Origin of the sequence: Gardnerella coleohominis (assembly GCF_002896555.1) — a bacterium.
GTDB classification, from domain to species: Bacteria; Actinomycetota; Actinomycetes; order Actinomycetales; family Bifidobacteriaceae; genus Bifidobacterium; species Bifidobacterium vaginale_F.
The window spans coordinates 79,241-100,341 of the sequence record NZ_MNLH01000001.1 but is presented as its reverse complement, the minus strand read 5'-3'; the positions used below and the strand labels follow the sequence as shown (position 1 = coordinate 100,341).

Genomic DNA, 21,101 nt, shown 5'->3' with positions numbered 1-21,101 from the left:
CCTCTCTGTGCCAGCTCACTCATCGAAGGAGCTTAAAGCGCACTATGCTGCTTTAAGCTCGGTCGATTCGCAGCCCTTCGATGGTGATTCATTGAGCGAAGAAGAAAAATTGAAAAATCTCGGTGATTAACCGAAGATTAAAAGACTAAACATGCCAAGAGCTGTCGGAGTTTCTCTTAGAGCAATGTAAAAATCTTGCGATGAGAGAAACTCCGACAGCTCAGCCCCAATAGAATGGATCTTAAAGCGCAGTCACTATCCAGCTTTAAGCTCGGTCGATTCGCCAGATAGCTTTTAAGCCTTAGGAAGGCGACGATGACGCATAACAGTAACGCCTACTGCAGCAGTTCCTACAACTGCTAGCGTTCCGACGACGCCAATAACCACCTTCCCAAGTACATTTCCTGAAGATTTGTTTTCACTTGTAGCACTAGCTTGAGCTTGTGGCTTCTTGCTTTCAACAGGAGTTTTTTCTTCAACTTCCTCAGTTTCACTGTTATTATCTTCAGGCTTCTTCGAGTTTTCTTCTGAAACCTGTGATTCAGTTGACTTATCTGCTTGCGAAGTATTGTTCGACTGAGCCGCAGCAGCTGTAGTCTGAGCAGCAGCATTAGCAACGGCCGGAGCCTGAGATGCGGCTGCAGAAGAAACCTTTTTAGCTGCTTCAGCAACTGGAGTTACTGCCTTCTGAGTATTTGCAACAGTAGGATTTGCTGCAGGTACTGAAGACACTGAAGGAGCCGAAGGTGCTACAGGAACAGCAGGAGCTGAATTATCTTCAACTTGAACTGCTGGCACTACTGGGTCTGCAGGAGCAACAGATACTGATGGAACAACAGAAGCAGGTGGCATAGCTGGAGCTTTAACAGACGGAGCTGGGATCTTAGCTTCAGGTACTGCAGGAACTGGAGCAGCTACTTTCGGAGCGGATGCTACTGGAGGTGCAGGAATTTGATTAGCATGATCTTGAGATTCGTTAGCTTTTTTAGACTCAGAAGGTGCTGGAACACTAGGAGCAGCTTGCTTTTGGGATTCTTTTGCACCATCATTATTGCCAGCAGAACTGCTGCTATTTTGCTGATTCTTTTGAGCTTTTTCCTGTTCCAATTGAGCTTTGAGAGTAGTAACTTTAATTCTAGCTGCCTCAAGATTCTTTTCTGCTTCCTTTAAAGAATCTTCAGCTTTCATCTTTAAATCACTTTTCTCAGTTCTCTCATGAATCTGATTTTTCTTAGCTGCTTTAGCACCCTCAACACCATTTTTTAAGGAGTTAATTTTTTGGCTTAGCTCATTATCTTTGCCAACTAACTTATAGTTCTCAATAATATTATTAAGAAGCTTTATTTCAGACTCTGCTTTCTTTACTTCAGAATCTTTACTATTAGAAGCTTCAAGCTTATTGGCTACATCTTTCTTAGACTCATCAATTTGATCTTTAATCTTTTTAAGTTCTTCATCTGCTTTTTCAAATTCTTGCTTTGCTGTTTTGAAAAGAGTATCTAATTGTTTCAGAGTTTCTTCTTTAGCAGCAACAGATTTCTTATTTCCTTCAACTTTTTTGCTAAGTGAAGTTTGATCATTAGAGACTTTTCTAAACTGCTCCGCTAGAGAATAAATATTACCGGCATCGTCTGGATCAGCTTTTTCTAACGCAGATTCTAATTCACCGATTTTTGTATCATACTCTTTAACTTGAGCAGAATCACTTGCAATAGATTCCTTAAGAGAATCTACTTCTTTGTGAAGATTTGAAATCTGCGATTCATATTGTTTTATGTTAGCTGCAGCTCTTTCTTTTGTTTCACTTTTTTCTTCTTCGTCATTTTGCAAACCATCAAGAGCTAATTTTGCATTATCATATTGCTTTTTTAAAAGTTCGTATGCTTCTTTTAATCCGGTAAGATCGCTCTCTTTTTCTTTTTTGGATTTTTCAAATTCTGCAACCTTTGCTTTTGCAGCTTCGGAATCCATTTTTAATGCATTCTCAGCTTCTGAAAGTTCTTTCGCTTTATCATTTTCAACGTTTTCAAATGTTTTTTCAGCATCAGAGATTTTATTTAAAAGATCGTCAAATTCTGTAACTTTTTTCTTATACGCTTCAATTTGATCTTCTAATTGCTGAACTTGCTCTTCAGCTTTTTCAATTGCTTCCTCAGTAGACGCTTTAACAGTCGCCTCTGCTGGAGCTTGTGGATCTTGTACATTCTCAACAGCATCTTGCGCCCACGCTGGCATTGGGCTTTGCATTAACAATAAGATTCCTGCAATTGCTGCGGCAGATTTTTTATTGACCGTTACCATATTTTCTACTCCTTGCTCGTAGCGGCCTTCATGTCTAACTTATGTCAGCAGTCATTCTTGAGCATAACAAAGGAATAAATACAAATACAAGATAAAAGATACGGAATATTTCCGATTAATTAACTTATTATGCATATTAAACATAACATATTTGTAAATATGCTATAAATACTTATAAAAAAGAGAATATTTATGCATAATATAGAATGTTATTCGTAAATAAGATTTACTTTTTGTTAACTTATACTTTTTAAAACCCTGCGTGTCGCAAACCCAACAGAAAAAAATAATGCTGACATAAAATTAATCATGCCAGCATTATTTATATACTTTCGACTACTAAAAATCTTTATAAATTATCGAAAATAACTTAATCTTTTTATAGTCGATATACTATATATTTTATTTAATTATTGTATACATTATTCACCTTGTTCATGCATATATACAATTTATCTTAAATTCATATATGTAAGATATGCAATCATAAAGCGAATACTATTCTTCCGCGAGCGCAGCCACTGGAGAAGACTTCACTGCTCTACGAGCTGGAAGCACACTAGAAAGAAGCGCTGCAAGCAAAGCGATTAGAGCAAGAACCGCGTAAATAGTCCAATCAACTACAAACGGAACTTTGCCAATTGTGCTAAATACCATGTAGGATCCAATCCAACCAAACATTGTTCCAACAATCAAGCCAGAAACAGTGCTCGTCAAAGAAATCAACGTTGCTTCCAACGCAAGAGATCTTCTAACCTGTCCTCTTGTCATGCCTATTGCGCGCAAAGTTGCAGATTCTTTGGTTCGCTCAATAACAGACAAGCTTAATGTGTTTGCAACACCTATTAAAGCAATCACAACAGCTACAGCTATTAATCCAACGAACACCATCATAATCGTATTGATAGCACTATCCCACTGCGCTCGCTGGAATATACTTCCAGTAGCCATAACCTCAGCATAATTAGATGTAGTTTTTTGAATGTTTTTAACAATATCTATAAGATTAGCTTTGCTAGAATCTACCGAAATAAGCAGCATATGCGTTGTAGGCTTAAGATAGTTATTGAAGTAGGATTTGCTTACAAAAGCGGTATTATTTGAATACACACCAACATTTCGATACTTCTTAAACTGAACTTGCTTTACGGTAATGCTCTTATCGTTATTACTCGAGTCAGTATTCATACCAGTGAATGGCGTAATATTATCACTGTCTGTTTCACCAGAACTGTACTTTTCTACGTAAGCTTGTAGATTAAGGTTTCCTTTTTTAAGTTCAAAAGGCTCTCCACCCTCACTATTAAACTTAGGCAAAAGCACAGAATCTTTCTTTATTTCAACGCCATCAAGATCAGTATGCATTACATTTCGAAGTTGATCTACATTATCAACTCCAGCTACCATAGCGTACTCAGTTTTGCCCTTAGCATTCTTAAAAGTCATAGGAACTGCAGGAAGCAACTCAGTATGCTTTATTCCACTAATCTTTGAAATATCGGCAGCTAGAGACTCATCAACATTCTTGCCTTGAACAATAATGTCAACACTGTATCTATCATCAACAAAACCTTTAAGAGTTGCTTTACCACAAGTTGCGCCCGTTACCACTGTTGAAACAAGCGTTACGCCAATAAGCAAAGCAGTTCCAGTTGCTGCAACTCTTCTAGGATTTCGCTGAACATTTGCGTTAGCAACTTTAGATGCTGGCCCACAAAGTGCCATAATTGCTCCAGTTGCCTTCATAGCTAGCGGCATCCAGAATATGGCTGTCATAACAATACCAATGAATATAAGTGCACAGCCAAACATTGCTCCAAGCAAAGTCATCCAAGAGTCAGAACCAGCATTAGGCGACTGCCGAGCAAGCATGCTTGCCAAAGAAGTGGCACTTAAAGCCGTAGCTAAAATACCTACAACAATAAACAGAACGCCAAAAACTGCTCGAACAATACTAGCTCGCTTATCTTTAATCAAATCCATTGGTCGTAACGCTTCCATAGGCGTTACTTTTGTAGCAGATCGAGCAGCACCCATAGATGAAAGAACTGTTACTATCATGCCGATTACTATTGGCCACACAACCGCTGGAAGCGAAACAATCAGAGGAATCTTAGATAATACGCCAGAATTAAGATTCACGTTACTAATTGCGCCCATAAATCCGATTGCGCAAAGCACACCAATACCTGCAGAAATAACTCCAAGTATTGCAGCTTCAAGCAAAACTGCAGCATAAAGCTGGTGCGACTGTGCGCCAATTACGCGCAAAAGTGCAAGAGTTCGTCTACGTTGTGCAACTAATACTTGGAATGTATTTGCTATAACAAGCGAAGAAACCAGCAACGCTAGAATACCAAATGACAACAGGAACATAACCACGAAATTAGTGCCGTTGGATGCATTTCGAACAGCTTTTACACCAACTTCGTGCCTAGACATAAGAGAGAATTGATCTGGAAGCAAAGCGTTAATCTTAGGAGATAAATCGTTTATTTTAGATTCATCAATACTCATATATACTTTGCTTTGCACAACTTGATCGTCAAAATTCTTAAGATTGTTGAGTTTTGCACAAAAACCATTCGTTACGCCACCAAGATACGTGCCGCGATTTGAAATTGGTATTTGAGAATGTTCTCCATCGCCTACAAGACCAACCACACGAACATCGTATGATTTTTCTTTATCTCCGCCAGTGTCATCTACTTTAACCAAAGTTATAGTATCGCCAATATTTGCATGTATGGATTTAGCAATACTTTTAATAAGCGTAATTTCGCCTATTTTTTGCGGATCCCTACCTTCTGTTGATTTATACACAGGAAGATTTCCATACAAGCCAGTAGACCAAGCAATACTCGTAACTGATTTATCGCCTTTTTCTACTCTTACAAGCGCGGTAGCATCGTTACTACGAATGCCATTAACACCAGGCATCTTCGATATTTTATCTAAATGAAGGTTTTTATAATGGATTTCACTACTCGGAGAACTGTTAGGATTTTTAAATGAGATTGCATAATTTGCGCTAGTGAATTCTTCCGTTGCGCTGCGAACCATCAAGTCGTCAACACTATTTACAAAAAGCAAAGTACTGCTCATAAACATGCTGCCTATAAGAATTGCAATTCCAGAAGCTATTAGCATGCGTACGCTTTTACGCATAAGTTTTAGTGCGATTTTCCACATTCTAATTTCACCACCTTTTATTGCAATTGAGCAGGCTGAACAAACTGAGAATTACCATTATTAATAGGTAATGCTTCACTTCGATCCATAAGCATCTTGCTCATGCCTTCTGCAGTAGGATTCTGAACATCTTCAACGATTTGACCATCTGCAAACACGATTGCTCGATCCGCATAAGATGCTGCAACAGCGTCGTGAGTAACCATAATCACAGTTTGGCCAAGCTCAGTTACAGACTTTTTCAAGAAGTGCAAAACTTCTGAGCTGGAAGCAGAATCGAGATTACCGGTAGGCTCGTCTGCAAAAACTACTGAAGGCTTAGAAATCAAAGCGCGAGCAATTGCAACCCTTTGACGCTGACCACCGGAAAGCTCAGCTGGCCTATGCTTTAAACGATTTTGCAATCCAAGAGTATTAACCAGGGTGTCAAACCATTGCTTATCTGGCTTTTTGCCTGCCAAAGTAAGAGGCATAAGAATATTTTGCTCAGCGCTAAACATTGGAAGAAGATTAAAACTTTGGAAAATAAAACCAACCATCTCGCGGCGCATAAGAGTAAGCTGCTTGTCATTCATGGTTGTAATATCTAAGCCATCAACCAAAACTTTTCCAGAATTAACGCTGTCAAGACCAGCTAAAACATGCATTAAAGTTGATTTACCTGAACCAGATGGACCCATAATAGCAGTGAACTTACCGCGCTCAAAGCTAACGCTAACGTCTCGCAAAGCGTGAACAATACCAGTTCCTTTTCCAAAATTTTTAACAACATGCAAAGCTGCAACCGCTGTCTCGCCAATCAAATTGGAATTACCATAATTATTCAAATTAAGATTCTGTGAATTAAAGCGAGTGTCATTTTTATCAATTGCATAACCATACGGATCATTTTCGTATAGATTTTGTTCATATTTGTCGTTCACGTTAACTCCTTTAATAAAGTGTTCAAAATGCATAGTTAACCTATTGCTAATATCAAATTTACGATAAAAATCATTGCTGAACATCGTACTAAAGGCGGAAATTCTCACAAAAAAATTAATAGCTCATTCTTAAGGATGACTTATAAATTCACAGAATATATACAAAAAATCGGAGCGCATACAAATACAATATGTGCTCCGAATTAAATGGTAATGGATCTTCAGGAATATTTTTTAATTAATAACTTTTGATTTCACCTTCGCTTTGTTTTCTCTTTTCTTTTAAGCAAGACCTGCTTTACGAACCGCGTCAAATCCTCGCTGCAAATCAGCAAGAATATCGTCAATATGTTCAGTTCCAATAGACAAACGAATAGTGCCTTCATGAATACCCTGATCCTCCAACTCTTCATGAGTTTCCTGAGAATGAGTGGTAGATGCAGGATGAATAACCAACGACTTCACGTCAGCAACATTTGCAAGCAGTGAGAAAAGCTTCAAATTATCAATAAATACGCGAGCAGCATCCCTTCCACCTTTAATATCAAACGTGAAAATAGAGCCTCCACCATTCGGGAAGTAACGCTTATAAAGCTCGTGGTCAGAACGCCCTTCAATAGAAGGATGACTTACAGATTCAACTTCTGGCACAGTTTGCAAATATTGAACAACTTTCAACGCATTCTCAACGTGACGCTCAACACGCAAGCTCAAGGTTTCCGTGCCTTGCAAAAGCAAGAATGCTGCAAATGGGCTAATGCAAGCGCCGGTATCGCGCAAAATAATCGCACGAATACGCGTCACAAAAGCTACAGAGCCAAGAGCTTCATAGAAGTTTAAACCGTGATAGCTAGGGTCAGCTTCAGTAAGAGTTGGGAATTTTCCAGGAACTTTAGCCCAATCAAAATTGCCGCCTTCAACAATAATGCCACCAAGAGTTGTACCATGACCGCCAATAAACTTCGTAGCAGATTCGACTACAATATCTGCACCATGCTCAAGCGGACGGAAAAGATATGGAGTTGCGAAAGTATTATCAACAAAAACAGGAATGTTGTGGCGGTGTGCAATCTCTGAGATAGCCTCAAAATCAGGCAAATCTGCGTTAGGATTACCAAAAGTTTCAAAGTATACAAGCTTTGTATTTGGCTGAATTGCATCCTCGAAGTTTTGAGGATTCTTAGGATCGACAAAAGTAGTTGTTACACCATCTCGAGGAAGAGTGTGACGAAGAAGGTTATAAGTTCCACCATACACATTCTTTGAAGACACGATGTGATCGCCCTGCTGAGTGATGTTACGAATAGCATAATCTACGGCAGCTGCACCAGAAGCAACAGCCAAAGCAGCAGTACCACCTTCAAGAGCCGCAATTCTACGCTCAAAAACATCTTGAGTAGAATTCGTTAAACGACCATAAATGTTTCCAGCATCACGCAAATCAAAACGAGCTGCAGCATGATCAAAATCATGGAATACGTAGCTTGTTGTTTGATAAATAGGAACTGCACGAGAATCAGTTGCAGGATCCGCCTGCTCTTGACCAACATGCAATTGCAATGTTTCAAAATGATATGCACCATCAATATTTTCAGCGTTAATAGCCATAATTTTCCCCTTCATAAAATCTGAAATACAAAAGCTGAAATATGAAATCTGAAATAATAATTCAAAATTCATAATCAAAATTCATACTTCAATTCGTTAAGCCATTACTTAACTTTCACGAAATATCAACAATATTGAGATTAAAACAATAAACGTTATAAAAACAAATTATCAGTTATCACGATTAGCTATAACGCATTATTTACAGATGCAATACTCGCAAAAATTGCATAAAAATTTTTAAAAATAATCTTGATTTTAAGCCCGACACTCCCATAAAGAACTTCTGACCACATAGCTTAAAAAAACTAGCTTTCACCAACTTTCATTGATGAAATAGCATCATGAAAGAAACACATTACACTTATGAACCATATTCAGATTACGCGTTAGAAAACACGAAATATGAATACAGCGAGGAACTTATTAGAAGCAAGATATCTAATCTCGCTGAAGCGCTATGCGAAGAAAAAGATAGTAAGGCAATCGGAGCCTTAGGCGAAACATACGCGTCATTCAAACTTATACAAAAAGGATGGATTTTATTAAATCGAAATTGGCATTCTCGTTTTGGCGAATTAGACATTGTTATGTTAACTCCTGACAAAATACTAGTTTTCATTGAAGTAAAAACCAGAAGAAGCACACGTTGCGGAATACCTTTAGAAGCAATCACTTATAAAAAGCGCTTAAAAACGCGAAAAACTGCAATGAAATGGCTGCAAGAAAACGGATCGCAAGTTAGACATTGTTCAACGAGATTTGACGCAATATCTATAACTATTCCTTCTAAAGCCATTCCTTCTAAAAACACGAATAGCGATACACAGTTTAGCAACGAAGAAAACATACAATTTAAACACATCCAAGGAGCATTCTAATGACTATTGGAAACGCATTATCTGTAGGTCTGATAGGACTAAAAGCATTTACCATACAAATACAATCCTTTATATCTCAAGGGCTTCCAGCTTTTTCTATTATTGGATTGCCAGATACATCTTTAAGCGAAGCTAGAGAACGCGTAAAATCCGCTTACCAATCTTTACATTGCGAATGGCCAGAATCGCGAATAACTGTGAATCTTTCACCTGCATCTATGCCTAAAAGTGGATCTTCATATGATTTAGCAATTGCAGCAAGCATTTTAAGCGCAAGAGGAATAATTCCATTGCAATCTTTAGATAACACGATTATTCTAGGAGAGCTCAACTTAGATGGAACAATTCTTCCAATTAACGGCTTACTTCCTATATCACTATTTGCAAAAGAACTTGGAATAAAAAGGATGATTATTCCTGAAGGAAACCTTAATGAAGCTCATCTAATAAGCGAAATTAATGCAATTGGAATAAAACACATACTTGATTTAGTTGACGAACTTCATGGAGAACTCGATTCTAAAGATAGAAAATATGCAGAATACAACAGAGAACGAGCATTACAAGCCAATAGCAATACGTCATATGAACATATACACGTTAACGAGCGCAATGCTGAAAACTCTAATAATTCAGAAAGCAACAATAGCAATTACGAAAGCGGCGTAGAAAACAGAGAAAACAGAGAAGATAAAGAAAATAGTCATGAGAATAGTAGCGAAAATAATCAAAGCAATATAGAAAAATCTTTAGCGCAAAAATCTGTTTTAGAAGCAGATACGCAACATTCTATTGGAGATATGTCTGAAGTTCTTGGACAAGAACACACAAAATGGGCTTTACAAGTGGCAGCAGCAGGAGGGCACCATGTTATGATGATTGGCCCACCAGGGTCTGGAAAAACTATGCTAGCTTCACGTATGCCTGGAATTATGTGTCCTCTTAATGAGCAAGAACAATTAGAAGTTGCTTCTATACGCTCTTTATGTGGCACGCTACCCTATTACGGAATTAGCGATATACCACCTTTTGAAGCACCTCATCATACTGCTTCATCTGCGTCACTTATAGGCGGAGGAACAGGAATTGCAAAACCTGGTATTATCACTCGCGCTCACTGTGGAGTTCTTTTTATGGATGAAGCACCAGAATTTTCGCCTCGTGTTCTACAAACATTGAGAGAACCTTTGGAATCTGGGTTTATAGCAGTATCTAGATCTAAAGGAACTACTTTTTATCCTGCAAAATTCCAACTTATAATTGCAGCAAACCCGTGTCCTTGTGGATACGCATATGGCAACGGCGAGCGCTGTACATGTAAAGAAAAAGATAGAATACGCTATTTTTCAAGACTTTCAGGACCAATCCTGGATCGTATTGATATTCAAATGGATGTGCCACCAGTTGAACGAATACTAATTCCTCAAAGTGAATCTAATTTGAATAAATCAACTAATGCACAAAACCGAGTAGTAAAAGAATCAAAATCAATTAATAATAGTCAAAATAATAATGAAAGTAATGCAGAAAAATGGCCGAACTACAATAATACGAATCAAAGTAGTAACAGTTCTAACTACCATGGTGAGCATGTATTGACAAGCGCTATTATGCGCAGGAACGTTACAATAGCTAGACATATAGCTCAAAAAAGATTTGCAGCTCAAGGTTGGAATTGCAATGCTCAAGCTTCTGGTACGTGGTTACGCAAATACACTTCTAAACAAGCTCTAATACTTGTGAACAATGCGCTTGAAAGGCATCAGTTAAGTTTACGAGGTGCAGATAGAGCTTTAAGACTCGCATGGACTCTTGCGGATATTGCAGGACACACTTCACCAGACATAACAGATATGGCTCAAGCAATTAGTTTAAGAACAAGAATATGAGAAATGTGTAAATTTGGGAAATTCGATAAATGCAGAAAACATTAGAAATGTGGAAAATGTGGAAGATATGGAAAATATAAATATTAAAGTAAAAAATCAAACTAACAATCAAAACGATAATAGCCTTTTTATTCTTGATGCAGAGACACTATCAAGAGCAATATTGACATTCTGCTTAGATGGTGCCGACGCAATCATGTACACGCTTATTCTTGGAGCGCCAAACGCTTCTTCAATAGTGCAAAAATTACGTATGCTTACAGTGATTTTATGCGAAAAGTACAATGCCATTGGCAAAAACGAAAACATGCAATTGGAATTACTATTAGACGAGAAAAATACAGACGTTGAAAATACAAGCGTTGAAACGGATGTTGAAAATACGTACGTTGAAAATACGAATCACTATGAAAATGAATTGAGCACAAAAGAAAACGAATCTGAAATTATTAAAGACGATGATTATTACAAAAAGCAAACAGCAGAATATCGTCTTATTAAATCGATAGAAGGCAATCCTCATCTAAAGATTTTAGAACAATACTTCCATCAAGGGCTTATATCCTGGGGGTACGCTAATGCGAATAATTCTAAATCGCTAATTACATTACACCGTTCAGTTATACGCTGGTGCATGAGATTAAGTCATTTGCCTTCATGGGATGTACAGAAATTAATTTCATGGTTTACTGTTGGAGGCTCCCAATGGATTATTGCACCGAACAGCAAATACTGGCCAAATCAGCTTCAAGATTTAGCATTACACGGACAATGGGCACCACCTTTATGCTTATGGGGACTCGGAAATCCTGAAGCATTAATTCAATGCAAAAAACCTATAGCTATTGTTGGATCAAGAGGATGCGACGACTACGGTCGCGAAATAGCCGGAAGAATAGCTTATGACAGCTCCTTAAAAGGACATACAGTGATTTCTGGTGGAGCTATGGGAATTGATGCTGCAGCACATTGGGGTTCATTAGACGCTCGAAGTGTTACCGAATCAAACAACACTACTTCAGGTTGCACTGTTGCAGTATTCGCAGGAGGTCTTAACAATAAAGGACCTCACTCAAACGAAACCCTGTTTAAGCAAATAATTAATAATGGTGGCGCTTGCATTAGCGAATTATGCCCAAATACAACTCCTATAGCAAGACGATTTTTGATAAGAAATCGTATTATTGCAGCTTTATCTTCAAAAGTAATAGTCGCTCAAGCTCGAATCAGATCTGGAGCGCTTAACACTGCATTATGGGCATCTAATTTAAATCGTGAATTGTATGCAGTACCTGGAGATATCACAAGTCCTCATAACACTGGATGCAACGAGCTAATTCATGATGGAAAAGCTATTATGATTTGCTCATTTTCAGACATTGAATCTATATATCCAACCAAGCACGCGATGCCAAAACAAACTGATGTCCAAGACAAGAAAGCAGACGAGGAATTAAATAGAAACACATTAGATTCAAACAAGTTATCAGAAAATTCAGAATCAAATTATGAAAATAGCGCAGACTCATCCTCTTATAATTTATTGCAAAAATACATATTAAAAGGTATTGCAATATGTAGAAAACAGCGCATAACAACTACTATGGATGCAGTTTACAACGCAACCGTTGAAATAATAAAAAAGGATTCAAGATTATGCAAAACAAAGAATATTTCAGATAACACATCTAACACAACTAACACATCCAGCACAAATAACACGGCTAACACGAATAACACAGCTAACACAAATAACACGGCTAACACAAATAACACAGCCGGCACAGCATCCGTGTCTTCTATAAATATCCCATCTATAGCTGAATTTTCAGGAATAATCACATTATTAGAAATAAACGGAGTTATTAAAAGGAATAATGAAAGTCTTTTAATAGTAAAGAAATAATATCAACTCACGAAAAGACAAAAATATGCCTAAGCAAATAATATTTTGCTGTATCTAATGAAAGATTGTGAGAAAATAAAAGTATGCATTTACATCCCGATGAACAGAGTACAAGTAACAAACAATCGCAAGCCAATAGCAATAATAATAATATAAAAATAGTTTCATCAAACTATGATGCGGTTATTATCGGAGCAGGCGGAGCGGGTCTTTCAGCAGCTCTAGGACTTGTAAGATCAAATGCATACGAAAAATTGTCACAATCTGGTAAAAAACCATCCATACTTGTTATATCTAAATTACAAGCATTAAGATCGCACACTGGCTCAGCAGAAGGCGGAATAGCAGCAAGCTTAAGCAATAACGAACAAGATCATTGGCAATGGCATTATTACGACACTGTTCACGGAGGAGACTGGCTTAGCGACCAAGACGCGGCAAAGATACTAGCAAAAGAAGCGTCAAAAACCGTAATACAGCTTGAACACGATGGCGTTGCTTTTTCGAGAACCAATGACGGGCATATAGCACAAAGACGTTTTGGAGGACATACAGCTGAATTCGGCCAACAACCGATTCGTAGAGCGGCATACGCTGCGGATAGAATCGGGCATCAAATTTTATATAGTTTATGGCAACAATGCGTATCAAAAGGTATTACTTTTTATGAAGACTGCTATGTAACAGATATCGCAATCAACCATGAACTCAATAAAATTGAAGGACTTGTAGCATACGACGAATCAAACGGGAAGATTCTTGCTATATCGACTAAAAACTTACTTATCGCAACCGGCGGAGCTGGAAGACTTTTTAAAACAACATCAAATTCGTGGGATTTAACAGGCGACGGAATGGCTTTAGCCTTAAAAGCAGGATTACAACTAGAAGATTGCGAATTTATACAATTCCACCCAACGGGATTATCTCACACTGGAATATTACTGTCTGAAGCTGCAAGAGCCGAAGGAGGAATATTACGAAATTCTTCAGGCGAAGCATTTATGAAAAAATATGATCCCATTCATTCAGACTTAGCCCCACGAGACGTAGTGAGTAGAGCTATTATTGCGGAAATTGATGCTGGCAGAGGCGTAGAAGATTTATATAGCGAAAACAAGTCAAAGGACTGCGTATGGCTTGATATGACCAATATAGATAAAAATCGCATGAAAAGCGCATTGCCGCAAGTTCTTGAAACGATTGAAAAATATGGACATTGCGATCCTTCTAACGATTTCGTGCCAATACGACCTACTGCTCACTACACTATGGGCGGAATACCTATTACATTAAACGGAGAAGTTTATAAATGGGACGGGAATAATAAAAATATAATAAATGGTTTATACGCTGCAGGAGAATGCTCATGCGTTGGAGTACATGGAGCAAATAGGCTTGGAGGCAATTCCCTACTAGACGCATGTCTTTTTGGTACAAGAGCTGGAATAGCTATAGCAGATTCGATTGCAAAAATTGCAAAAGAAAATACATCAGAGACAAATGCCTTAGAATTTGATGCACACGAAGCTGATAAATACGAATCTGATACTTTAGAATCTAATACATACGAAACTAATACTTTAGAATCAGAATCTGATACATCTAAAGCTGATGAATCCAAACAATTCGACAGTTCGATTCTTAAAAATGCTGCTCAAAATCGTGCAAACGTAATTAATATGCTAATAAGCAACGCACAAACGAACCCAATAGCACAGACTAACCAAACAGCACAAACCATCAATGAAGATAACGCTTATACATTGTTTGGAGAATTAGGCGAGATAATGGAAAGCGCTATTGCAGTTAGATGTGATAAATCCTCGATTCTAAAAGCCTTGGAAAAAATCGAAAAGATTAGCAAAAAAGCTTCATTATTGAAATCTCATAATAATTCTCTTGTATTCAACCAAGAAATAACAGCAATATGCGAATTAAATAATATGCTTACTCTTTCTAAAGCAATACTTTTCGCTTCTATGAACAGACACGAATCAAGAGGATCATTTACTCGCCTCGACTACCCTAATCACGACGATTCTAATCTTCCTCAGCATTCGTTTATTGACAATCAAAACAATCTATATAACAAGCCAGTTAATATAATTGATTTTCAACCAAATAAAGCTGTAGATAAATTTATTTCATTAAATATTAAATAAATTTGCAACACGCCGAAGCAAAGATTTGGAAAAGGTGTTATAGTTCTATCTGTTGCCTAAAAACAACGTCCGGGTGGCGGAATGGTAGACGCGCTAGCTTGAGGTGCTAGTGCCTATTTGTACAGGCGTGCGGGTTCAAGTCCCGCTCCGGACACCATGTAAATCTCAGCGAATATGGATTATATCCGCTGAGATTTTTTTATTTTCCATCACATGTCTCAGCGCATATGTCACCATATCCGCTGAAACTTTTTATTTTTGCAAGCACTGTTTTTTATGCGCTATATGCTCTCCAAGACTTGCCAACAAAATAGCACCAAAGATTAAAGTGAATCCAATAAGAGCCATATATGTTACGCGCTCACTATAAAGAACACTGGAGAATAGAAGAGTAAACAAGCTTTCAGTGCACATAATTACAGAAGCATTGGCTGTAGAAAGGTAAATCAAACTATAATTTTGCATGATTTGCGCAACTACAGTTACAACCACAATAAGATAGAACATATTTGCAAAAGTGGACCAATTATTATCTGAACTGAAATTAGGCAATGGTTCACTTATTGCAGCTCCAGATAAGAACAGTACGCCAGAAACTACAAACTGACCAAAAGTTAATGTAATTGGATTATACTTGCGAGAATAATATGCCAAGAATGTCAAATTAAAAGCAAACACTGCAGCACAAATCAGAGTCAAAGTATCTCCATGAGAAAGCGTAAGAACAAGCATTCCAGGCTTCAAAGCAACAAATCCAACACCTGCCACGCAAGTAACTGCAGCTAATAATCCCAACAAAGTAGGCTTTCTCTTAATAATAAGCCATGCTGAAAATGGCGCAATCACGCAATACGCAGCTGTAAGAAAAGCGCTTCTACCTGGATCAATCCAACGCAAACCCTCAGTTTGCAATACAAGAGTAGCGTAATATGTAATACCCGTCAGAATCGAAGGTACAATAAGTTTTTTAGTAAAATTCTTACGAATCGTCTTAAAGAAAATAATACCCATAATTACGCACGCTCCAACCATGCGCAATCCCATAAGCCACTGAGGCGGGAACACCCTAAGCGCATATTTCGATGAAACATAGCTGCCGCCCCAAATTGCAGCACAAGTTAGTAACATGATTTGAGCCGAATGAACGCCAAGGCGTTTTGACTTTACAGATAATGACTTCGTTAAGTTGTTTTGCAAAAACATGTCACTCCCCTCCCTACTTACAGCAGTAACACAAACGTGCATTAAAATTTTCTTTTATAAGACGGTAAAGCCTTATAAATTTAAAAGGATAGATACAAAAACAAGAAAAGTACAGTGCAATACTATTATTTAGTAAAATTTCCGAGATTTATATATTGTTAACAGTATATTTGCGCCTTCAAAGTTTATATATTTCAGAATCAGTGATTAATATCACATCGATTAATAAATTTCTCTCTAAATTCATTAACCAAATCTTGTAATAATTATTTAAAAACAACGATAAAAAGCCAAAAAATGATGTTAAATCGCTTATATAATGCAATTAATTTAATTCAACTCGAGCAATAAAACTACTAACTATGTCAAAAAAAACTTATAGAATTAATTAAAGGAGTTATAAAATCTCAACAAAATAAAGATTATAAAGAAAGGAAATATTATGGCATCACTTACAGCTGATATGAAAGAATTTATTGCTAATAATTTGGCTTGGATTGCAACAGTAAGCAAGGATGGCGAGCTTGATCTTGGACCAAAAATGTCTATGTTCGTGCTCGACGACAATCACCTTGCCTATCACGAGCGCACTGCAGGCCAGCATTATAAGAACTTGCAAGACGGCAGCCAGCTGGTTGTAGCAGTTGCTAATTTGGCAGAAAAGAAGGGCTATCGCTTCCGCGGAACCGTAACTCTTCACACTGATGACGCAATTTACGAAGAGCAGGTTCGCATAGCTGAAGAAAAAGGCACGAAGAAGCCAGCTGCAGTTCCAGTTATGGAAATCACTGAGATTCAGGATTTGACTTCCGGAGCTACTGCCGGCAAAACTATTGCAAAAGATTAATCGCAAAGGATTAATTCAGATTAATCCATAGTTTGAAGCAAAACGCCGAATTAGTACGTTTATAGTAGGCGTCATAAAATATCGAGTGGCGTTCGTCCTCAACGGCGAAGATGAACACCACTCAATTTTTATTTAATTATTTATTTAATTATTTAGTTGTCACTAATTTACTTGCTTTCTTTACGCAATTCGCGCAATCTAGAGTTCATTTCTTCCGCTTTCTTCTTCTCGAAGTAATAGATTATTCCAGCAATTGCAATCGGGAAAATAACAGTGAATGCAATCCATCCGCAAATAACCGCTGGCTCATCTTTGAATGAAATCCATCCAACAATCACAGACACAATAAATTGAATAGCAATTGGTGGAACTAGCGCAAAAACAAACTTTGCAAGATTTGACATACGTTCATTCGACCAAAAAATAGCGAACACTCCATAGCCTATGCCTATAACAAACGCTGCTACAGCATAAGATGCGATTCTGTTTCCAACCGCGCTATGCGCTAACAGGCTTGAAATAAAAGACATTACTGTAAAAATAGTGCATCCTATGCCAATGCCATTAACAATGTTTTTTACCATTGTTTTACCTAAAGTTGCAACTTGCTTTTCCATAATAATCGCTTCCTTTTTAAGTATTAAAATCTAGTAATAAATAATTAGTATTAAAATTTTGATAGTTTTATATTTAACTACGCTTAAAATTACATTCCTAAGCGCTTTTTGAACCCAGCTAAGCATCTACGACTAATCCACTCAACGCTTCCGTCGTCCATTTTTACGCTCATACTTCCGCCGAATCCTGGATCGACTCGAACAATGCGATTCAAGTTCACGATTGCGGATTTAGATATGCGCACAAACGACGCGAATTGCGGATTGTCGAAATCCATTAAGCGCTTGTAAGACACGCACTCGCCTTTATCACTGTGAATGATTACGCGCGAATTTTCCACGCAAATCATAATCACATCTGGCTCGTGCATAACAATAATCGAATCGTTAATATAACCATATATGAATGAATTATTGTTGCTATTTGCCGCATTCACAGTATTATTTTCAGCAATCTCAGCATTATTTTCAGCATTGCTTGCTTCTGCATTTTTAGAATCAACGCTTTGCAACTGAGATATAAGACGCTTAATATCATCGTCAATATTGTGAATTGACAACTGCGCGGACTGCTCCTCTTCTGGCGGAACAATAGCAATCGTTACTTTCATAAAGCCTCCTTTCCGTAATGCTACCGTTAGCGTTTGCTAGCTATTACTAGCGTTTGCTAGCTTTTTGTTTTGTAATTTTGACTATACGGCACTGTAAATAGTCTGTCTTCACAAAATCGCTAAACGGTAGCTTTCGAGGATTAAGCGGAAAAAATAAGATTCACGCAGTACCCCAAATGCGAATAAGACGCTGGCTTGTAGGGTCGGCTGCAGGACCTTGATCGTAAGCATCCAAACGCCAATGGATTGAACCATCCACGTTAAGACTTGGAATTAAGCGCGCCCAACGTCCGTTTCCCATTCCGCCAATCGTCTTATAAGAAGGATCTACTTTATCTAATCCAAGTAGCTTATGAACAGTTTGTGAAAGACAAGATCCATGAGAGAATACCAGCAAATCACGGTCCGATCCAGTTTTACGCGTCCAATCCTCAATAGCGGCAGCTGCACGCTCACCTACTTCTTGCTTAGTCTCTGCACCGTGATTGAGCTCCCCACCTTTGCCATCAACCCATGACTTAAAATCTTCAGGCCACTTTTCACTAATCTGCTGGCGATTAAGACCTTCCCACTCGCCAAAGAAACGTTCGCGCACGCCATTTTCAACATGAACGTTAAGACCAATCTTATCTGCAAAAGCATGCGCAGTTTGCTGAGCACGAATAAGCGGAGAAACAATCGCAACAAAACTATTATCTGCTTCTTCTGGCGTAATACGCACATGTTCTTCACTGTTAGGATTCTTTGGATCTTCTAAATCGGAAGCTCCAAAAAGAACGCGCAAAGCTTTACCAGATCGAGTAACTTGATCTATTCCTGAATCATCCAAAGCAATATCAATCATGCCTTGAAGACGAAATTGCGCATTATAAGGCGTTTGACCATGGCGAATAAGCATAACAGATCGAGCAATTCCTTCATGCGCACTATTAATGGAATTATTTACGTTACTCGAAACATTTTCTACGAAATCAACCATGGTTTGTACCGTACTTTCTTCTTATTATTCAGCTTTACTAGAATCTTCAGCTTTACTAGAATCTTCAGTCTCACTAGAATCTTCAGTCTCACTAGAATCTTCAGTCTCGCTAGCATGCTCTGGAAGTTGCAAATCTATAGACGGGCAATCATTCCACAAGCGTTCCAAACGATAAAATGCGCGCGCTTCTTCGTGCATAACATGCACAACAAAATCACCAAAATCAAGCAAAATCCACTGCGCTAATTCCAAACCTTCGCGAGACAAAGCCTTGCGCTTGTTGTCTTTTAAGTACAAATCCTTTTCTATTTCTTCAGCAACAGCTAATACTTGACGTTCATTCGACGCAGAAACCACAAGCATGGCATCAGTAATACCAAGCAAATTACTAACATCAAAAGCTTGTTGATTGGTAGCTTTTAACCTATCTGCTGCAGCAGCAGCAATCCTAATCGCGTTAACAGAGCTTTCTAAAGCTGCCATATGTTTCTCCTTAACTATCGCTCCCAAGCTGGCTTCCAGCCCTCAACAACATGCTGAGTATTTTCCGAATACACCATCGAATCCGCTGGAACATCGTGACGCACAACAGAGCCTGCACCAGTTGTAACTCCATCTCCAACAGTAACCGGTGCTACAAACAGATTTCCTGCACCAACGTGAGCATTAGAGCCAATAGTCGTATGATTCTTATGTACGCCATCATAGTTTGCAGTAATAGTACCACCGCCAATATTCGTATGCTCACCTAAATCAGCATCGCCCATATAGCTTAAATGCGGAACCTTAGTGCCATTCCCAATATGAGCTTTCTTCATCTCCACAAACGCTCCAGCCTTACTTTCCTCGCCAAGAACATTTCCTGGTCGCAAATAAGTCCACGGACCAATATTGGCAGCTCTGCAAATATGCGATTCCTGCACGCGAGAACGCTCAACAACTGCATCTTCATCTACCTGAGCATCAATAAGAGTTGTATAAGGACCAACTACAGCACCGCTTGCAACCTTAGTGCATCCCTGAAGGAAGCAACCTGGAAGAACTGTAACATCTTGAGAAAGAACAACACCATCTTCAATCCACGTTGTTTCAGGGTCAAGAATAGTCACGCCTTCAAGCATCCACTTTTCACAAACGCGTTTATTATGAGCTTTTGCCAACTCTGCTAATTGCACACGCGTATTTACGCCTTCAACACTCAAAGGATCCGGCGCAGCCATAGCACCAACACGACCAAGAGTATGTGCATGCTCAAGCGCATCAGTCAAATAAAACTCTTGTTGAGCATTCTTAGAATTCAAGTTAGCTATTGCATCTGAAAGAACTTCAGCATCAAACACATAAACAGAAGTATTAACTTCATGTATAGCTAATTCATTTGCGTTAGCGTCCTTGTGCTCTACGATTCGAAGCACATCACCATTTGCTTCTCGCACAATACGGCCATAGCCAGTAGCATCTTTTAAAACCGCTGTTAAAACAGTTGCAACATTCCCATGATTTTTATGGAAGTCAATTAAAGATTGCAAAGTTTCAGTATCTAGAAGAGGCATATCGCTTGCTGCTATTAAAACAGCACCAGTAAGATTAGTGCCATTTTTTTCTTGACAAGACGCGTTCAAATCTCTCATTGCACACTGAACTGCTCGCCCTGTTCCAGGTTTATCGTCTTGATTTACAATTCGTACTTCTTTGTTATAACTAAGCGCAGCAGAAGATACGCGATCAGCTTGAGCATGCACTACTACAGCAAGCTCTTCTGGTTTTACACCTGCAACAGCGTCTATTACTCTATTTAGGAAAGTTTTACCAGCAAAAGGATGCAACACTTTTGGAGTAGTTGAACGCATACGTGTCCCATCACCTGCTGCCAAAATAATTGCCGCGGCTACTTCATGCTCTTCCACGTGTATGCTCCTTACATTTAATTACAGAATAAATATCGCGTATTTAATTCTATTACTTCTCATAGTCGTGTA

The 21,101-nt window shown here is 38.4% G+C and carries 14 protein-coding genes, 1 tRNA gene and 2 pseudogenes; 7 read left to right on the top strand and 10 right to left on the bottom strand.

Features of this window, described 5'->3' with window-relative positions; all coding sequences use genetic code 11:
* Positions 1 to 294 precede the first annotated feature (294 nt).
* The 4 genes from BFS05_RS00355 to BFS05_RS00340 form a co-directional block, all read right to left on the bottom strand.
* The gene (locus BFS05_RS00355) at positions 295 to 2,301 is read right to left on the bottom strand and encodes a chromosome partitioning protein ParA (protein WP_103084101.1); all 2,007 of its coding nucleotides are present in this window, start codon (positions 2,299 to 2,301) and stop codon (positions 295 to 297) included.
* Between the two features lie 498 nt (positions 2,302 to 2,799).
* A complete protein-coding gene (locus tag BFS05_RS00350) occupies positions 2,800 to 5,493 on the bottom strand; it encodes an ABC transporter permease (RefSeq protein ID WP_103084100.1) in 2,694 nt (897 codons plus the stop codon).
* Positions 5,494 to 5,510: 17 nt separating this feature from the next.
* Complete coding sequence (locus tag BFS05_RS00345) at positions 5,511 to 6,416, bottom strand: ABC transporter ATP-binding protein (RefSeq protein ID WP_374703746.1); 906 nt, start codon at positions 6,414 to 6,416, stop codon at positions 5,511 to 5,513.
* Between the two features lie 282 nt (positions 6,417 to 6,698).
* Positions 6,699 to 8,024, bottom strand: coding sequence for an O-acetylhomoserine aminocarboxypropyltransferase/cysteine synthase family protein (locus BFS05_RS00340; protein WP_103084099.1), 1,326 nt, complete (start codon positions 8,022 to 8,024; stop codon positions 6,699 to 6,701).
* Between the two features lie 344 nt (positions 8,025 to 8,368).
* On the opposite strand from BFS05_RS00340, the gene BFS05_RS00335 reads away from it, so the two are divergent.
* From BFS05_RS00335 to BFS05_RS00315, 6 genes and pseudogenes are all read left to right on the top strand, one after another.
* Entirely contained in the window at positions 8,369 to 8,905 is a 537-nt protein-coding gene (locus tag BFS05_RS00335) for a YraN family protein (RefSeq protein ID WP_103084098.1), read from the top strand.
* A pseudogene (locus BFS05_RS07105) lies at positions 8,905 to 9,475 on the top strand (magnesium chelatase domain-containing protein); the annotation flags it as partial. The gene BFS05_RS00335 and the pseudogene BFS05_RS07105, both read left to right, overlap by 1 nt.
* Before the next feature lie 218 nt (positions 9,476 to 9,693).
* Positions 9,694 to 10,794: pseudogene (locus BFS05_RS07100) on the top strand (YifB family Mg chelatase-like AAA ATPase); the annotation flags it as partial.
* 67 nt (positions 10,795 to 10,861) lie between these two features.
* Positions 10,862 to 12,700, top strand: a complete 1,839-nt coding sequence (locus BFS05_RS00325) for a DNA-processing protein DprA (RefSeq protein ID WP_258004181.1) — start codon at positions 10,862 to 10,864, stop codon at positions 12,698 to 12,700.
* An 83-nt stretch (positions 12,701 to 12,783) separates the two neighbouring features.
* Positions 12,784 to 14,865, top strand: coding sequence for an FAD-dependent oxidoreductase (locus BFS05_RS00320; RefSeq protein ID WP_103084095.1), 2,082 nt, complete (start codon positions 12,784 to 12,786; stop codon positions 14,863 to 14,865).
* Between the two features lie 67 nt (positions 14,866 to 14,932).
* A tRNA-Leu gene (locus BFS05_RS00315) sits at positions 14,933 to 15,022 on the top strand.
* Positions 15,023 to 15,117: 95 nt separating this feature from the next.
* Here the strand turns inward: BFS05_RS00315 and BFS05_RS00310 are convergent.
* A complete protein-coding gene (locus BFS05_RS00310) occupies positions 15,118 to 16,068 on the bottom strand; it encodes a DMT family transporter (protein ID WP_103084094.1) in 951 nt (316 codons plus the stop codon).
* A 442-nt stretch (positions 16,069 to 16,510) separates the two neighbouring features.
* Between BFS05_RS00310 and BFS05_RS00305 the strand changes: the two genes are divergently transcribed.
* Positions 16,511 to 16,915, top strand: a complete 405-nt coding sequence (locus BFS05_RS00305; RefSeq protein ID WP_103084093.1) for a pyridoxamine 5'-phosphate oxidase family protein — start codon at positions 16,511 to 16,513, stop codon at positions 16,913 to 16,915.
* 167 nt (positions 16,916 to 17,082) lie between these two features.
* On the opposite strand, the gene BFS05_RS00300 is transcribed toward BFS05_RS00305, so the two are convergent.
* The 5 genes from BFS05_RS00300 to glmU form a co-directional block, all read right to left on the bottom strand.
* Complete coding sequence (locus BFS05_RS00300; protein ID WP_103084092.1) at positions 17,083 to 17,532, bottom strand: DUF3021 family protein; 450 nt, start codon at positions 17,530 to 17,532, stop codon at positions 17,083 to 17,085.
* Positions 17,533 to 17,621: 89 nt separating this feature from the next.
* Positions 17,622 to 18,143, bottom strand: coding sequence for a LytTR family DNA-binding domain-containing protein (locus BFS05_RS00295; protein ID WP_103084091.1), 522 nt, complete (start codon positions 18,141 to 18,143; stop codon positions 17,622 to 17,624).
* A 160-nt stretch (positions 18,144 to 18,303) separates the two neighbouring features.
* Positions 18,304 to 19,122, bottom strand: a complete 819-nt coding sequence (locus tag BFS05_RS00290; RefSeq protein WP_103084090.1) for a histidine phosphatase family protein — start codon at positions 19,120 to 19,122, stop codon at positions 18,304 to 18,306.
* A gap of 24 nt (positions 19,123 to 19,146) precedes the next feature.
* Positions 19,147 to 19,605, bottom strand: coding sequence for a ribosome silencing factor (gene rsfS, locus BFS05_RS00285; RefSeq protein WP_103084089.1), 459 nt, complete (start codon positions 19,603 to 19,605; stop codon positions 19,147 to 19,149).
* 14 nt (positions 19,606 to 19,619) lie between these two features.
* Positions 19,620 to 21,029, bottom strand: coding sequence for a bifunctional UDP-N-acetylglucosamine diphosphorylase/glucosamine-1-phosphate N-acetyltransferase GlmU (gene glmU / locus BFS05_RS00280; protein WP_103084088.1), 1,410 nt, complete (start codon positions 21,027 to 21,029; stop codon positions 19,620 to 19,622).
* Between the last annotated feature and the right edge of the window lie 72 nt (positions 21,030 to 21,101).

Coding starts and splice junctions, on each gene's coding strand:
- BFS05_RS00310 (WP_103084094.1), bottom strand. CDS start 16,068: ATGTTTTTGCAAAACAACTTAACGAAGTCATTATCTGTAAAGTCAAAA.
- BFS05_RS00355 (WP_103084101.1), bottom strand. CDS start 2,301: ATGGTAACGGTCAATAAAAAATCTGCCGCAGCAATTGCAGGAATCTTA.
- BFS05_RS00320 (WP_103084095.1), top strand. CDS start 12,784: ATGCATTTACATCCCGATGAACAGAGTACAAGTAACAAACAATCGCAA.
- rsfS (WP_103084089.1), bottom strand. CDS start 19,605: ATGGCAGCTTTAGAAAGCTCTGTTAACGCGATTAGGATTGCTGCTGCT.
- BFS05_RS00340 (WP_103084099.1), bottom strand. CDS start 8,024: ATGGCTATTAACGCTGAAAATATTGATGGTGCATATCATTTTGAAACA.
- BFS05_RS00290 (WP_103084090.1), bottom strand. CDS start 19,122: ATGGTTGATTTCGTAGAAAATGTTTCGAGTAACGTAAATAATTCCATT.
- BFS05_RS00325 (WP_258004181.1), top strand. CDS start 10,862: ATGGAAAATATAAATATTAAAGTAAAAAATCAAACTAACAATCAAAAC.
- BFS05_RS00350 (WP_103084100.1), bottom strand. CDS start 5,493: ATGTGGAAAATCGCACTAAAACTTATGCGTAAAAGCGTACGCATGCTA.
- BFS05_RS00335 (WP_103084098.1), top strand. CDS start 8,369: ATGAAAGAAACACATTACACTTATGAACCATATTCAGATTACGCGTTA.
- BFS05_RS00295 (WP_103084091.1), bottom strand. CDS start 18,143: ATGAAAGTAACGATTGCTATTGTTCCGCCAGAAGAGGAGCAGTCCGCG.
- BFS05_RS00300 (WP_103084092.1), bottom strand. CDS start 17,532: ATGGAAAAGCAAGTTGCAACTTTAGGTAAAACAATGGTAAAAAACATT.
- BFS05_RS00305 (WP_103084093.1), top strand. CDS start 16,511: ATGGCATCACTTACAGCTGATATGAAAGAATTTATTGCTAATAATTTG.